Below are 16,178 nucleotides of genomic sequence, written 5' to 3' on the forward strand. Positions count from 1 at the left end.
GTATTTTTATGTATAAAGAAAAAAGCAGCATGAGAAAAATTACTCATGCTGCTTCTTTTTTATATCTTATAGATTATCTTTTTAAGCTCATTGCTTTCTTAGCAGCCTTAACTGCTTCTTCTGAAGTTAATCCATAAGCCTTTAATAATTGGTCTGGTTTACCACTTTCTCCGAATGTATCTTTAACACCAACTCTAACTACTGGTACTGGATATTCTCCTCCAACAACCTCAGCTACAGCTGATCCTAATCCTCCGATTATATTATGCTCTTCTAATGTAACTATTGCTCCAGTTTCTTTAGCAGCTTTTAATATAAGCTCTGAATCTATTGGTTTAATAGTATGAATGTTTATTAATCTAGCGTTAATTCCTTCTTTAGCTAAAGCTTCAACAGCTTCTATAGCTACATCAACCATTATACCTGTTGCAAATAATGTTACATCATTACCTTCTTTTAATTCTATACCTTTTCCAATTTCAAATTTGTACTCTGGTCTATCATTTATTACATTAACTCCTGCTCTTCCTAATCTTACATAGCAAGGTCCATTGTATTCAGCAATAGCTCTTATTGCAGCTTCTGTTTCAACTGCATCTGATGGGCATATTACTGTCATGTTTGGTATACTTCTCATTAAAGATAAATCTTCTATAGCTTGGTGTGATGCTCCATCTTCACCAACTGTTAAACCAGCATGAGTAGCACATATTTTTACATTTAATCTTGGGTAACATATTGAGTTTCTTATTTGCTCAAATGCTCTTCCAGCAGCAAACATAGCAAATGTACTAGCAAATGGAATTTTTCCACAAGTTGATAAACCTGCTGCTACTGACATCATATTTCCTTCTGCAATACCCATATTTATGAATCTTTCTGGACATGCTTTTTTGAAATCAGCAGTTTTAGTTGATTTTGAAAGGTCTGCGTCTAAAACTACTATGTTCTTATTTTCGTTAGCTAAAGCAGCTAATGCTTTTCCGTATGCTTCTCTAGTTGCTATTTTTTTCGCCATTAGTTGTCCCCTCCGATCTCTTTTATAGCTTGCTCACATTGCTCTTTAGTTGGAGCTGTTCCATGCCAAGCTGCTTCATTTTCCATAAATGAAACACCTTTACCTTTTACTGTGTTACAAACTATGCAAGTTGGTGCTCCTTTTGTACTCTTAGCTTTTTGTATAGCATTTATTATTTCTTCATAATCATGTCCGTTTATAACTATTACATTCCATCCGAAAGCTTCGAATTTCTTGTCTATTGGACATGGACTCATTACTTCTTTAATGTCACCATCTATTTGTAATCCATTGAAGTCAACGAAAGCAGTTAAGTTGTCTAGTCTGTAGTGAGCTGCTGACATAGCTGCTTCCCAAACTTGACCTTCTTCTAACTCTCCATCTCCTAAAATAGTAAATACTCTGTAATCTTTGTTGTCTAATTTACCAGCTAATGCCATACCTACAGCCGCTGATATACCTTGACCTAAAGAACCAGTTGACATATCGATTCCTGGTAAGTCGTTCATATTTGGATGTCCTTGAAGGTTTGAACCAAATTTTCTTAATGTTGTTAATTCTGCTGGATCAAAATATCCTCTTCTTGCTAAAGCACTATATAATACTGGTGCTGCATGTCCTTTTGATAAAACGAATCTATCTCTATTTGGATCCTTTGGATTTTTTGGATCAATATTCATTTCATCGAAGTATAAAATTGTTACTATATCTGCTATTGATAAAGATCCACCTGGATGTCCTGATGCTGACTCAGTAAGCATAGTTACTATGTCTTTTCTTATAACCTTAGACATGCTTTTTAACTCTTGTATCTTGTTGCTCATAATGACCTCCTGTACATTTATGTAAACTTTTTTAAAATATTGTTTTACCTTTTTGCCAAGTTCATTCTATCACAAAAAATTGATTTTTCATATAGTAATTTTTTATTTATGCTAATCTTTTTGTGCTTTTTGCTTTCATTAAGAGTACTCTAATACCCTATTAGACTACTCTATTTCTCTTTGATTTTTATGGCTTAAACTGATCTTTTTAATATTAAAGACTATAATAGTATATCCTGGATAAATTTTTATATGAAAAAGTTTTAATTAGAGTATCACATTTATAGCTTTAATACTATACAGAAATTATATCGATTACAGTTAATTATTTTTTTAAATTTTATATATTATTAGCTAAAAAATATTGAAAAATTCCTTTTTAAGAGTAAAAAATTAAGGCTATGATTAAATATTTAATCATAGCCTAAGTTATCTAATTATTGTAAATTTAAACTTATTAACAAAGATTTATTTACTTTTTTCATATCATCCTCTGTCATATGTCCAATTTTCTCTTTTAATCTCTTCTTATCTAAAGTTCTTATTTGTTCTAAAAGAACAACAGAATCTCTATTTAACCCATATTCCTCAGAAGAAATTTCTACATGTGTAGGCAATTTTGCCTTATTTATTTGTGAAGTTATAGCCGCAACAATTACAGTTGGACTATACCTATTTCCTATATCATTTTGTATTATTATGACTGGTCTTATTCCCCCTTGCTCTGATCCAACAACTGGACTAAGGTCAGCATAAAATATATCCCCTCTTTTTACATTCAAACTAGCCATTTATATCACACTCCGCAAAGCCATGTCTCATATTCTATTTGATCAAAGTATTCTACAGAAGTTCCTTCTTCAGCATATTGTGAATTTATTAAAGCCATAGCCTTATATCCTTCCTTCATTGCTTCGTAAAAGTCGTCTTCTTTTTTGTCCTCACTATATGTTATTATATTTCTTCCTTTTAATTGACTAAAATTTTCGATTTTCTTTTCTTTTTTTGAATCTTGTTTATTAATCTTTGATACTGACATGTACATCACTCCTAAATGCAAAAAGAGTTATAAAATTATGTATAGATTATATTACAAAATATGCCACCTTGTCAAAGATTTCATCTTATGCAAATGATATTTTTTGACATAATATTTATTATTAAATTTGTTTACTATTATTTTTTCTTAATAAAATATATTAAATATGTAGAATTATACTTAAATATAAATAATTTACAACATTTAATATTGTGATTGCTAAAAAAGCAATCACAATATTAATTTTAATTTTTAACTTTACTAAAGTTATTAAACTTTATAGAAACACTTTCTGAATCATCCCTATCATAAATTGTAGCTTCTTTAGGAACTTTTTTCTTTGCATCTATAATCATTACTTCTCTTGAAAAATTTTCATTCCCATTTAAATTTTTAAACTCTAGTATTATTTCAGACTTCTCATTTTCATCATTCCACTTGTAAGTAAATTCATGTTCTTCATTACATAAATCCTTTAATTCATTTATGAACATAAATCTATAGAACTGATCATAGTCTCTTCCAACTTCATAAGTCTTTTCATCTTTAACGTAGTTTATTATTATTTTGTCCTTTTCAAATAATTGTTCTCTATCATCTAAAACAATTTTTGTGCCAACTTCTTCGTCATAATAAATTCTACCTTTTTCTTGGAACTGACCTCTAGAATTTTTAACATCATATATTATTTCTGTTTCATAAGATTCTATAGAAAACATATCTTCCAATATATCTTCTGGTGTTAAATTATAAGTTCTTTGATAGATAGCTAGTCCACCTATAACACCTAAGATTATAATTAATAGTATTATGAGTATGGCATTTCTTTTACCCTTCATGAAAATCCTCCCAATGAAACCTTATACCTTACATACTATTAATTAGTAATCCTTTTTATTCTAAAAGCTAATCAATTCTTTAATTTTATTAGGAATATTTTTTATAATTTCCATAGCACTTACTGTGAAATTCTCCTTGGATAATTCATCACCTATGTATCCATGTATATATGCTCCTAAAATAGCCGCATCAAAACTATTTACTCCTTGAGATATTAATGAAGTTATAATTCCTGTTAATGTATCTCCCATTCCCCCTGATGCCATAGCACTATTTCCAGTAGGATTCACAAATACTTTATCCCCATCAGTTATTATTGTATTATATCCTTTTAATAGAACTGTAACTCCATTTTCTTTTGCAAAATCCTTAGCAATTCCAATTCTATCTCTTTCAACATCTTTAATCTCTATACCTAATAATCTTGCCATCTCTCCTGGATGCGGTGTTAATACTATGTCCCCTTTAAATTCTTTTAAAATGGATTTTTTTCTCTCTAACACATTGATTCCATCTGCATCTATGACAAGAGTTCCACTATAAAGATTGCATATATTATTTAACACTTCAAATGTTAAATCATTATTACCCATACCTGGACCAAAAGCAATTACATTTGCCCCACCAATAAATTCTTCGTATTCTTCTTTAGAATTATATGTTCCTGTCATTCCTTCGTTTAACTTAATAGATAATTCACTTTGGACATCTTTATGAGTAAAAACTGTAACTAAACCAGCTCCAGTCTTTATGGCTGCTTGCCCTACCATGTAAGCAGCTCCAATAAATCCTTTATGTCCAGCAAATATCAAGGATCTTCCATATGTACCTTTATGACCATATTTATTTCTATAAGGAAATTTATTTCTTATGTACTCTCTATCTGTAAATCTCATATTATCTGAGTTTTTATAAACTATACACTTAGGTATTCCTATATCTACAATTTTTAAATCGCCTAAATATTCAAAGCTTTTGTAATTTAAAAATCCTAATTTATAAACCTGAAAACTTATAGTTTCATTAGCCTTAACAGCTATTTCACAAATACTACCATCATCTGAATTTATACCTGATGGAACATCTATAGAAACTGTAAATTTACTATTTTCATTTATACATTTTATAGCCTCAAAATATATTCCAGAAATCTCCTTATTAAGTCCAGTTCCAAAAATACCATCAATAAGTATTTCACTATTTATTATGTTATTTTTTAGTATCTCTAAATCCTTATTATTAGAGATACCCTTTATATAGCAACCTAGCTTTTCTAATATAGTAAGATTAGTTTTATAATCTACAGACCCCTCTTTTTCTTTCTCTAATATATGTACATAAACTTTTTTACCTTTATTTAATAGATGTCTTGCAATACCTAAGGCATCACCACCATTATTGCCTCTTCCAGAAATAATAGTAAAACTTTCTTTAGTTAAATCTATATTTTCTAAAAATTTAATTATGGCATTTTCCATTAAAACTATGCTTGGCATATTAAACTTTTCTATATAATCTTTGTCCATATTTCTTATGCTATTAGAACTACATATTTCCATAATATTCACCCTCCAAAACAGAATATGCAATTGCACTACTATTATTATGAGAGATACTTAAATGTACCCTTAGTGAATTATTATTTCCAACTAATTTATTTCCTATTAAATTTGCACCATTATGCAAAATAACTTCAGGTTTTCCTAATTCATTTCTAAGAATTTCAATATCTTTAAAAGAGAATCCCCTTATACCAGTTCCTAAAGCCTTACTTACAGCTTCCTTAGCAGCAAAATTTCCAGCTATAACCTCACTATTCATGTTTCTACTAATAAAATAATCTATTTCTCTTTCAGTAAATAACTTACTTAAAAAATTTTTATTATTTTGAATAGCTTGTCTAACTCTTTCTATTTCAATGATGTCCACACCAATACCTATTATCATAGAGATCCTCTCCCTTAATCATTAATATATTTATCTACTATGATACTACTAGAAAGCAAAATCAGCCACACAGTTATCAACGTCTTCACCTATAACATCAATTAGATGTATAGGTGATACTTCGTACTTATGCAATTTCTCCACTAAGACTTCTACCTTATCTTTATTTGGAGATATCTTATCAACTGAATCTCTTTCTATATTAATTAAATCTGAATCCTTAAAATCTTTTCTTTCAACTTCTATTCCATACACTGTTGTTCCCTTAAAACAACTTTCTATTAATCTATAACAGAATTTGTAACATTTATCTTCTAAATTTATTTCCTTATACAGATTTTTTACGATTTTCATTTAATTTCCTCCCTATTTCCCCTAATCTTATATAAATGTAAACCTTAATCACCTTTATCTTATCACCTTTATAAAAAAAAACATGTCAAATCATGCACATATAAACATATTTTTTATCGTTATTTAACGACATAAGTCTCTTAATAGAAACCCAAATTTCATTTTTTTTGTATTTTTCTGTGAAAATTTCTTCTTTTTTATCTTTATTTTTTTATCTTTTCATAATTTAGTAATAAATTTTATGAAAACGATGTAAATTCTATAATTTATCCACTTATTATGTAATTAGTTATATTTATGAAAATATCTAATTATGTAATAATTCTTCCTGTAATCGTTATACATAAATTAAATATTAGGGGGATTTTTTATGACTAACAAACAAAAAATGCGTAAGCGTAGAAGGGCTTTACTTTGTGTTTTTGCAGCATTTGCATTTTCTTTTAATCCTTTAGGAAAGATAGCTTACGCAACACCTAAACAAGATACAAGTGTTGTAAATTATGTGAAAACTCAAGAAGAAACTTCAAACTCAATTCAGAATCAACCAATCTCATCTTATTGGTATCCAGAAGATTTATTAAAATGGAGTGCTAACAATGATAAAGATGCAAAGTTTAATAAAAGCACAGTTCCATTAGCAAAAAGAGTCGAAAAAGATAAACTTGATACTATTAATGACACTCAAAATAAAGATGTTAAAGTTGTAGCAATTTCAATAATGAATGCTAACACTAGTGGTAATCCATCACAAGGTTCAAATAAATTTAGTGCTAATACATTCTCTTATTGGCAATACATAGATAAATTAGTTTACTGGGGCGGATCAGCTGGAGAAGGATTAATAGTTCCTCCAAGTCCAGATGTTACTGACTCAGCACACAGAAATGGGGTTCCTGTTTTAGGTACTGTATTCTTCCCTATGACAGCTCATGGTGGAAAAATGGAATGGTTAAATAAATTCCTTGAAAAAGATGCTAATGGAAACTTCCCTATAGTAGATAAATTAATTGAAGTTGCAGAAAACTATGGCTTTGATGGTTGGTTCATAAATCAAGAAACAGAAGGAACTGAACAAGAACCTTTAACTCCTGAACATGCTAAGCTTATGCAAGAATTAATAAAGCAATTTAAAGCTAAGTCTAACGGAAAATTTGAAATCATGTGGTATGATTCCATGACAAAAGATGGGGATATGGATTGGCAAAATGCTTTAACTGATAAAAATGAATATTTCTTATTAGATGGAGATAAAAACAAAGTTGCTGATAGTATGTTCTTAAATTTCTGGTGGACATATAATAGTTTAAAAGATAAAGATTTATTAAGAGTATCTAATGAAAAAGCTAAAGAAATAGGAATAAACCCTTATGACTTATATGCTGGAATAGATGTTCAAGCAAATGGATATAAAACTCCTCTTAGATGGACTCATTATCAAAGAGATGACCAAGCTCCATTTACTTCATTAGGTCTATATTGTCCAAGCTGGACTTATTTCGATGCTAAAACTCCAGAACAATTCCAAGAAAACGAAAGTAGATTATGGGTTAATGAACATGGTGATCCATCAAAGGCAACTAATGCTCAAGGAGTTGATTGGAGAGGGATTTCAACATACTCTGTTGAAAAAAGTGCTGTAACTAGCCTTCCATTTACAACTAACTTTAATATGGGTAATGGATATGATTTTTATGTTAATGGTAATAAAGTATCTACTCAAGATTGGAATAATAGAAGTTTAAATGATATAATGCCAACTTACAGATGGGTTATTTCAAATGAAGAAAATAATAATGTAAAAGCTGACATAGATTATACTACTGCTTACTATGGTGGTAACTCAATTAAACTTTCTGGTTACCTAGCTGAAGGAAAAGCTTCTACAATAAAACTTTATAGTTCTGATTTGACTTTACCTGAAGGTGTACAATTCACTACTACTGCTAAGGCTAATGGAAATACTGTAGATATGGATTTAGTTCTTACATTCCATGATGGTACAGAAACTACTATTTCTGCTGATAAGAAACTTGGTACTGATTGGACTAAACTTACTTATGATGTTTCACCATATGTAGGAAAATCAATTAAAACTATTTCTTATAAACTTTCAAGCCCAGTATGTGTTGATAACTTCTCTGCAAACTTAGGTAATATAACAATAGAAATTCCTAACTCAAGTTCAAAAGTAAATATATCTAATGCTAAATTAAATGATGTTGACTTTAAAGATGGAATATATGCAGGTGCTAGACTTTCATGGAGTCCTGAAGGAAATTCTTCTGATGTACATCATTATGAAATTTACAGAGTTATGAATGATGGAACTAAAGTTTTACTAGGTGCAACTCCTAATACAAGTTATTATGTTAGTGATTTAAGAAGAAATGATAAAGAAACAAATACTAATTTTGAGGTAATTGCTGTTAACAAAAACTATAACAGAGGAAATAGTCAAAGTATAAATATGGAATGGCCTGATTATCCTGCCCCAACAGCATCATTTAAGGTTTCAAATACCCTAATAGCCCCAGGACAATCAGTAACCTTTACTAACACTAGTTCTGAAGTTACAGAAGAAATCCAATGGAAATTCCCAGGTGCTAAAGTTGAAAGTAGTACAGAACAAAATCCAACTGTTACTTATGAAAAAGAAGGTGTTTATCCAGTAATACTTACTGCTAAAAACTCTTCTGGAGAAAATGTAGAAACTAAAACTGAACTTATAACTGTTACAAATGCTGCAAAAGATGGTTTAGTAAACTTATCACTTAATAAATCAGCTACAGCATCAAGCTTTGTAAACGAGAATGAAGCTCCTCAATATGCTTTAGATGGAAATGTTAAAACTAAATGGTGTGCCGTAGGCTCTGCTCCTCATACATTAACAATAGATTTAGGAGATATTAAAACTATAGGAGAATTAGAAATAAGCCATGCAGAAGCAGGTGGAGAAAGCAGTGGTATGAACACTAAAGCTTACTCTCTTGAAGTTAGTAATGATGGTGAAAACTTTACTCCTGTATTAAATGTAGATGATAATACAAAGGCTATAAGCAATGATGCTTTCCCTGTTACTAAAGCTAGATATGTTAGATTAAATATTATTCAGCCAACTCAAGGTGCAGACTCTGCAGCTAGAATATACGAGGTTGCTGTAAAGGGATTAGATGGAAATGTTGATTTACCACCTGTAATAAACCCTGATGATTCAAATAAACCAGTTGATCCTGATAAGCCAGTAAATCCAGACAAACCAAACAATCCTGAAAGCCCAGATAATCCTGGTAATACAGATAAACCTGTTAATCCTGATCAACCTGGCGATTCTGAAAAACCAGAAAATCCAAACAAACCTGGTGATACAGAAAATTCAGGTGAAAAACCTTCTGAGCCATCTGCTTTAGTTAGTAAAGAAATTACTGAAAATAGTGCTTTATTAAGTTGGAAGGCTCCTGAAAAAGTAGACTTAATTAAAGAGTACGTTATTTATCAAGATGGAAAAGAAATTGGTAGAGTTCCTGCTGACAAAACTCCACTTGAGTTCTTAGCTAAAGACTTAAAACCTAATACTAAATATAACTTCCAAGTATCTTCAATTGATAAAAACGGAAAAGAATCAGATAAAATATCATTAGAAGTTACTACAAATAAAAAAGATAATGGAAATTTACCTAATACAGGATCACCTATAGGGGCTGGTACTTTAGCTACTACTGGACTTGCTTTATCATCTGCTGGTGTTTATTTAACTTTAAAGAAAAAAAAAAATAAATAATGAATTATAAATAAAAATCAATTTAAAATAGCCATACTTTAGTATGGCTATTTTTACTTCTATCCAAAGATATTTTTACAGTTTATACCAAGGGTTTCATGCAATTTTTAACTAAAACTTATTAAATATTCATGCTAATTTTCTGAAAATTCTCAATTGTTTTTTAGTTTAAAAATCAGTTAATAATGCCCAATTTCTATTTACTTTTAACCCTAAAAGTGTATAATTAATAATATCAAATAATAAATTTTATTAATTGATATTATTAATTAATTAAAAGGATAATTACACTTTTTTATATCATTTTATCAAATATTTATAAATTTGTTTAACATAGTGAAATAATTATTGGTAATTCTATATAAAGCTAATTTGTACTTTTAATTAATTTAATATCATTTTAGGTTTATGTATAAAATAATTCTTAATTTATAAAAAATATTACATTTTGAAGGGAGGTAGCTGCATATTATTCTACAAAAAATATGTAGCGTATGTAGTGAAGCACTTAAATATTAAAGACGATTTATTTTGGGTAGGAGCATTAGATCCAAACCTTAGAGTATTTGACATAATAATGTACACACCTTACGGAACAACTTATAATTCATATGTTGTAAAAGGTAGTGAAAAAACAGCAATATTTGAAACTGTAAAAGCTGAATTCTTCGATCAGTATATAGCAAGATTAAAAGACTTAGGTGTAGAACCTTCAGAAATTGACTATATCGTTGTAAGTCATACTGAGCCTGACCATGCTGGTTCTATAGGTAAAATATTAGAATTAGCTCCTAAGGCTAAAATAGTAGCGTCACCTATAGCTATTAACTATATAAAAGAAATAGTTAATGGAGATTTCGAATCAATCCCAGTTAAAGATGGAGATTCAATTTCTTTAGGAAATAAAACTTTAAAATTCATGTCAGTACCATTCTTACACTGGCCTGATACAATCTACACTTACGTAGAAGAAGATAAAACTCTTATCACTTGTGATTCATTCGGAAGCCACTATTCTTGTGAAGAAATGTTTGATGATTTAATTCCTAATGAAGAAGAATATATGGAAGCATTAAAATACTACTTTGATTGTATAATGGGACCATTTAAACCATATGTTTTAAAAGCTCTTGATAAAATAAAAGGATTAGACATAGAAATAATCTGTCCAGGTCATGGTCCAATCTTAAGATCTAACCCATATAAAGTGGTTAATCTTTATAAAGAATGGAGTACTCCAGCTCCAGCTAAGGAAGTTAAAAAAGCTTCAATATTCTATGTTTCTGCATATGGATATACTAAACAATTAGCTGAAAAAATAGCTGAAGGTATTAAATCAACTGGAAACTTAGACATAAATCTATTTAATATAATAGAACATGATATGACAGAATTAGTTGGCGAAGTTGGTTCATCAGATGCTATATTATTTGGTTCTCCAACAATCGTAAATGAACTTGTTGAGCCAGTAAGAGATTTAATGGCAAAACTTAACCCTGTAATTCATGGTGGAAAAATAGCTGGTGCCTTTGGTTCATATGGATGGAGTGGTGAAGCTGTTCCTAGAATAGAAAGTAGATTAAAAGAATTAAGAATGAAAATGCCTGTTGAAGGTTTAAGAATTAAATTTAAGCCATCAGAAGAAGAAGCTCAAAAAGCTTTCGACTTTGGTGTTGAAATAGGAAATGCTTTAAAATAATTCTTAACTTAATTATACTAAATATACATTAACCAAAAAGTAGTAAGTAACTATTTGCTTACTACTTTTTTATATTAAAAGTTATTATCTACTCTATCATGATTAAAATTAACACATTTAAAATCTTCTACTGATACTTCTACAATATATCTTCTCTTCCCTTCAGTATCCTCAAAGCTTCTTGTTATAAGTCTTCCACTAACACTTAAAAGATCTCCCTTTTTTAGATATTTACAAGCTATCTCTGCTTTTTTCTCCCACATTATTATTGGAATAAAATCTTTTTTTCTTTCTCCTGTGGAAGATTTAAAATTTCTTGCCACAGCAATTGTGAATTTTGTATATACCTTCTCCCCACCCTCTACATATCTTAACTCTGGATCCTTTACTAAACGTCCTAATAAAACTATTTTATTCATTTAATATGACCTCCTAAAAAATTCTCACCTGTTATTTTAACCAAAAAAGTGAAATTTATTCAAAATTCATATTAAATTTCGTTTATTTTAGTAAAACTTTTACTTAAAATAGTATATAATGTTATTAGAATAAAATTTACTGGAGGTATTAACATGGCAATTTTAGTTTGTGGTGGTGCTGGCTATATAGGTAGCCATATGGTTGCAGAATTAATTGAAAACAATAAAGAAGTTGTTATCTTAGATAACTTCGAAAAAGGACATGAAGATGCTATTCTTGGCGGAAAACTTTATAAAGGTGATTTAAGAGATAGAAAAATATTAGACAAGATTTTTACTGAAAATAACATAGAAGCTGTTATTGATTTTGCTGCCTACTCTCTTGTTGGAGAAAGTATGACAGAGCCTTTAAAATATTTCAATAATAACGTTTCAGGAACTATAAGTTTATTAGAGGCTATGAGAGATCATAATGTAAAATACATAGTTTTCTCTTCAACAGCTGCTACTTATGGAGAACCTGAAAATATTCCTATATTAGAAACTGATAAAAATCTTCCTACAAATGCTTATGGAGAATCTAAGCTTCTTGTTGAAAAGATTTTAAAATGGTGTGATACTGCTTATGGAATAAAATACACTGCTTTAAGATACTTCAATGCTGCTGGCGCTCATGTTAACGGAAAAATTGGAGAAGATCATGCTCCTGAAACTCATTTAATTCCTTTAATATTACAAGTTGCATTAGGAAAAAGAGATAAAATAATGATGTTTGGAGATGATTATGATACTAAAGATGGTACTTGTGTAAGAGATTATATCCATGTATCAGATTTAGCATCTGCTCACTCATTAGCACTAGAAAGATTAATGAATGGTGGAGAAAGCAGAATATACAATCTTGGTAATGGTACTGGATTTACTGTAAAAGAAGTTGTAGAAGTTGCAAGAAAAGTAACTGGCCATCCAATCCCAGCTGAGGTAGCTCCTAGAAGAGCTGGAGACCCAGCTATATTAATAGCTTCATCAGATAAAGCTATAGAAGAATTAAATTGGAAACCTAAATTCAATTCATTAGAAACAATAATTGAAACTGCTTGGAATTGGCATAAAAACCATCCAAATGGATATGAAAAATAATAAATGATAATTATAAAAAGAGTCATTTAACCATTAAGGTAATGACTCTTTTTTATTTCTCTATAAATCTTTTAATCTATTTTTTTCAGCTAAAACAGCATTTATTTCTCCACCTAAAATTAATATCATAGAAGTTATAAACATCCATGTCATAAACATAAATACTGCTCCCAAACTTCCATATAATCTTGAGTAATTACTAAAATTATTTACATAATAGGCAAAAATATATGAAATTGATATCCATCCTAATGTTGTTATGACAGCTCCTGGAATTACCTCAAGCCATCCTAACCTTACACAAGGAGTTGCATTATATAAAAACATAAAAAATAATATCATTATTAAAATAACTACTACATACCTTAATATATTCCATATATAATATATAAACTCTGGATGCTCTAATACTTTCATAAAGAAATCCCCTATTACATCACCAAATACAAATAAGAATAAAGTAGCTATAACAATTAAAGCTAATAAAATTGTGTATATCATAGAAATTAATTTTAACTTTATATAAGATCTAGTCTCTTTAACTCCATAGGCCTTATTCAGCCCCTTTATTACGGCTTTAAATCCTGAAGATGATACCCATATGGCTAAAGCTATACTTATCCATAATAATCCTGTTTGTTCTCTGTCTACTATTTCAATAACAGTACTTTGAATTAGATTAAAAGCTTCTGTTGGCATTACATTACTCAATAAATTAAGAACTGCATCACTATTTAAATGACTAAATCCTACTAAGGTCATTAAGAACATTAGAAAAGGAATGAATGATAATACCATATAATATGCCAATTGAGCTCCTAATGCAAAAATATCGTCATCTCCTATTTTTTTTATAAACATAACAAGAAATATTACGGTTTTTCTCAGAAAACCTTTTGATTTCTTTTTCATAAATTGCTCCTTATAAATAATACTAATTTTATAATTAACTATAGATATATTAATTATACACATTTATAATTAATATGTATAATTAATAAAAATGTAACTTTTTTGTTAATCTATAGGAATAAAATTATACTAGTAAATTGTGTAAAATTTTAAAGGGCGAAGGTTGGTGAAATTAATGTCGCAAGGCAAACATGCAAAAAAAAATGATTCTAATAGTCAAGGTAATACACCTAAGAAAAAAAGTAAAGTGAAAATAATAGTATTAACATTATTCTTCTTATTACTTATAGGTATAGGACTTGGAGCTACATATGTTTACTCAACATTAAATAAAATGGATATAAAGAAAATAGCTCAAGATGATAAATCTTTAGGTATTGATGAATCAAATAAAGACCTATTCCAAGATGGTATTTTAAATATAGCTCTTTTTGGAGTAGATAGTAGAGAACATGATAATGTTGGACGTTCTGACTCCATAATAATAGCTACAATAGATACTAAACATGATAAAATAAAGCTTACATCTCTTATGAGAGATAGTTATGTTGAAGTTGATGGACATGGTAAAACTAAATTAACTCACGCTTATGCTTATGGTGGTCCTACTTTAGCATTAAAAACAATAAACGAAAACTTTGGATTAGATATAAAAGACTATGTAACTGTTAACTTTGATAACTTAGCTGAAATAATAGATGATTTAGGTGGAGTACCAATAAATATAAAACCTTATGAAGTTAAGGAAGTTAATAATTACGCTAAAAATGTTGCAGAAATTGCTGGAAGAGAATATACGCCAGTTAGTGAAGGTGAGCAAGTATTAAATGGTGCCCAAGCTGTAGGTTACTCTAGAATTCGTTACGTTGGTGATGGAGACTATGAAAGAACTGAAAGACAAAGAAATGTTCTTGATGCAATCATAAAAAAACTTTCCGCATTAAAACCTTCTGAATACCCTGAAACAATAAAAAAACTTTTACCTTATGTTGAAACAAACTTAACTCCATCTAAAATACTTAGTATTGCTACTTCTGTAGCCTCAACTGGTATTCCACCAGTTGAAAATATGCGTTTCCCTCTAGATGGATATTGTAAAGGTGAAATGATTGATGGTGTTTGGTATTTAACATTTGATGAAGCTAAAACAAAGGAACAAATACAAGACTATATATATAAGGATGTTAATCCAAAATAATATATTAACTAGCTGGAAAATAATCTTAAAAGATTGTTTTTCAGCTTTTTTACTATAGAGAATTAATGATATAATTATTTTAAAATATACTACTCTGAAAGGATGAGATTATGATTTATACTCTTGAAAATCAACACTTAAAAATCTCTTTAAGTAATCATGGTGGCGAATTACATAGTATAAAGGGAAAAAAAGATAATACTGAATTTTTATGGTCTGGAGACGAAGCTTATTGGAAATATCATGCTCCAATACTTTTCCCTATAGTTGGTAAAGTATTTAATGGTAAATACACAGTTGATGGCATTACTTATGAACTTCCTCAACATGGATTAGCTAGAGTTCGTGACTTTGAAATGATAGAACAAACTAAAAACTCAATATCTTTTGAACTAAAATACTCTGAAGATACATTAAAAGTTTATCCTTTTAAATTTTCACTTATAATAAAATACACTTTAAATGATATAAATTTAAGCATAGACTATATTGTAAAGAATTTAGATAATAAAGAAATGTATTTCTCAATTGGTGCCCATCCAGCATTTATGTGTCCTATTGAAAATGATAAATTTGATGATTACTACTTCGAATTTAATGAGAAAGAAAATGCAAGCATAATGCAATTAGTTGGTCCTGGTTATTTCTCAAAAGAAGAAAAACCATATTTAAAGGATGAAAATATAATAAATCTATCTACTGATTTATTTAAAAATGATGCTTTAGTTTTTAAAAATCTAAAATCAAATAAAATTTCATTAAAATCAAAAAATCATAAAAAGTACCTAGAATTTGATTTTGGTGAATTCCCTTACTTAGGATTATGGACAAAAGATACTGGTGCTCCATTTGTCTGTATAGAACCTTGGTTTGGACATGCAGACTTTGATGGATTTAATGGAGAATTTAAGGATAAAGCTGCAATCCAGTCACTTATGCCTAATAAAGAATTCCATTGTAACTATAATATATCTTTCTTTGAATAAAAAAATAAAAAAGTTGAAGCT

General features: G+C 29.1%; 15 protein-coding genes. 5 read left to right on the forward strand and 10 right to left on the reverse strand.

Annotated elements, in window-relative coordinates; genetic code table 11:
* Positions 1 to 73: 73 nt before the first annotated feature.
* From I6G60_RS14975 to I6G60_RS15010, 8 genes are all read right to left on the reverse strand, one after another.
* Positions 74 to 1,018, reverse strand: a complete 945-nt coding sequence (locus I6G60_RS14975) for a transketolase family protein (RefSeq protein WP_003458019.1) — start codon at positions 1,016 to 1,018, stop codon at positions 74 to 76.
* Positions 1,018 to 1,842 carry a transketolase gene (locus I6G60_RS14980; RefSeq protein ID WP_003457968.1) on the reverse strand — a complete coding sequence of 275 codons (825 nt, stop codon included), beginning with the start codon at positions 1,840 to 1,842 and terminating at the stop codon, positions 1,018 to 1,020. The genes I6G60_RS14975 and I6G60_RS14980 overlap by 1 nt, the downstream gene beginning before the upstream one ends.
* Before the next feature lie 437 nt (positions 1,843 to 2,279).
* Positions 2,280 to 2,633 (reverse strand): type II toxin-antitoxin system PemK/MazF family toxin, encoded by a 354-nt coding sequence (locus I6G60_RS14985; protein ID WP_003458025.1) that lies wholly within the window; start codon positions 2,631 to 2,633, stop codon positions 2,280 to 2,282.
* A gap of 5 nt (positions 2,634 to 2,638) precedes the next feature.
* Positions 2,639 to 2,881, reverse strand: coding sequence for a hypothetical protein (locus I6G60_RS14990; protein WP_003465652.1), 243 nt, complete (start codon positions 2,879 to 2,881; stop codon positions 2,639 to 2,641).
* A 245-nt stretch (positions 2,882 to 3,126) separates the two neighbouring features.
* Positions 3,127 to 3,720: a germination lipoprotein GerS-related protein gene (locus I6G60_RS14995; RefSeq protein ID WP_003458078.1), complete on the reverse strand. Its 594-nt coding sequence runs from the start codon at positions 3,718 to 3,720 to the stop codon at positions 3,127 to 3,129.
* A gap of 60 nt (positions 3,721 to 3,780) precedes the next feature.
* Positions 3,781 to 5,280, reverse strand: a complete 1,500-nt coding sequence (locus I6G60_RS15000) for a bifunctional ADP-dependent NAD(P)H-hydrate dehydratase/NAD(P)H-hydrate epimerase (protein WP_003458085.1) — start codon at positions 5,278 to 5,280, stop codon at positions 3,781 to 3,783.
* Positions 5,267 to 5,668 carry a holo-ACP synthase gene (gene acpS, locus I6G60_RS15005; RefSeq protein ID WP_003458033.1) on the reverse strand — a complete coding sequence of 134 codons (402 nt, stop codon included), beginning with the start codon at positions 5,666 to 5,668 and terminating at the stop codon, positions 5,267 to 5,269. Before acpS ends, I6G60_RS15000 begins: the two co-directional genes overlap by 14 nt.
* Positions 5,669 to 5,716: 48 nt before the next feature.
* The gene (locus I6G60_RS15010) at positions 5,717 to 6,022 is read right to left on the reverse strand and encodes a DUF6514 family protein (protein ID WP_003458000.1); all 306 of its coding nucleotides are present in this window, start codon (positions 6,020 to 6,022) and stop codon (positions 5,717 to 5,719) included.
* 370 nt (positions 6,023 to 6,392) lie between these two features.
* Between I6G60_RS15010 and I6G60_RS15015 the strand changes: the two genes are divergently transcribed.
* Together I6G60_RS15015 and I6G60_RS15020 are read left to right on the forward strand one after the other, a co-directional pair.
* The gene (locus I6G60_RS15015) at positions 6,393 to 9,803 is read left to right on the forward strand and encodes an endo-beta-N-acetylglucosaminidase (RefSeq protein ID WP_138329867.1); all 3,411 of its coding nucleotides are present in this window, start codon (positions 6,393 to 6,395) and stop codon (positions 9,801 to 9,803) included.
* A 499-nt stretch (positions 9,804 to 10,302) separates the two neighbouring features.
* Positions 10,303 to 11,502 (forward strand): FprA family A-type flavoprotein, encoded by a 1,200-nt coding sequence (locus tag I6G60_RS15020; protein ID WP_003458024.1) that lies wholly within the window; start codon positions 10,303 to 10,305, stop codon positions 11,500 to 11,502.
* A gap of 74 nt (positions 11,503 to 11,576) precedes the next feature.
* On the opposite strand, the gene I6G60_RS15025 is transcribed toward I6G60_RS15020, so the two are convergent.
* Positions 11,577 to 11,921 carry a single-stranded DNA-binding protein gene (locus tag I6G60_RS15025; RefSeq protein ID WP_003457980.1) on the reverse strand — a complete coding sequence of 115 codons (345 nt, stop codon included), beginning with the start codon at positions 11,919 to 11,921 and terminating at the stop codon, positions 11,577 to 11,579.
* A 153-nt stretch (positions 11,922 to 12,074) separates the two neighbouring features.
* Here I6G60_RS15025 and galE point away from each other — a divergent pair, with 153 nt between their 5' ends.
* Positions 12,075 to 13,061, forward strand: a complete 987-nt coding sequence (gene galE, locus I6G60_RS15030) for a UDP-glucose 4-epimerase GalE (protein WP_003458072.1) — start codon at positions 12,075 to 12,077, stop codon at positions 13,059 to 13,061.
* 60 nt (positions 13,062 to 13,121) lie between these two features.
* Here the strand turns inward: galE and I6G60_RS15035 are convergent, their stop codons facing one another.
* Positions 13,122 to 13,973 carry a YihY/virulence factor BrkB family protein gene (locus I6G60_RS15035; protein WP_003471493.1) on the reverse strand — a complete coding sequence of 284 codons (852 nt, stop codon included), beginning with the start codon at positions 13,971 to 13,973 and terminating at the stop codon, positions 13,122 to 13,124.
* Between the two features lie 175 nt (positions 13,974 to 14,148).
* On the opposite strand from I6G60_RS15035, the gene I6G60_RS15040 reads away from it, so the two are divergent.
* Together I6G60_RS15040 and I6G60_RS15045 are read left to right on the forward strand one after the other, a co-directional pair.
* Complete coding sequence (locus I6G60_RS15040; protein ID WP_011590120.1) at positions 14,149 to 15,171, forward strand: LCP family protein; 1,023 nt, start codon at positions 14,149 to 14,151, stop codon at positions 15,169 to 15,171.
* Between the two features lie 110 nt (positions 15,172 to 15,281).
* Positions 15,282 to 16,157: an aldose 1-epimerase family protein gene (locus I6G60_RS15045; RefSeq protein ID WP_004456007.1), complete on the forward strand. Its 876-nt coding sequence runs from the start codon at positions 15,282 to 15,284 to the stop codon at positions 16,155 to 16,157.
* Positions 16,158 to 16,178: the final 21 nt, after the last annotated feature.

It is taken from the genome of Clostridium perfringens (genome assembly GCF_016027375.1).
Lineage (GTDB): Bacteria > Bacillota > Clostridia > Clostridiales > Clostridiaceae > Sarcina > Sarcina perfringens.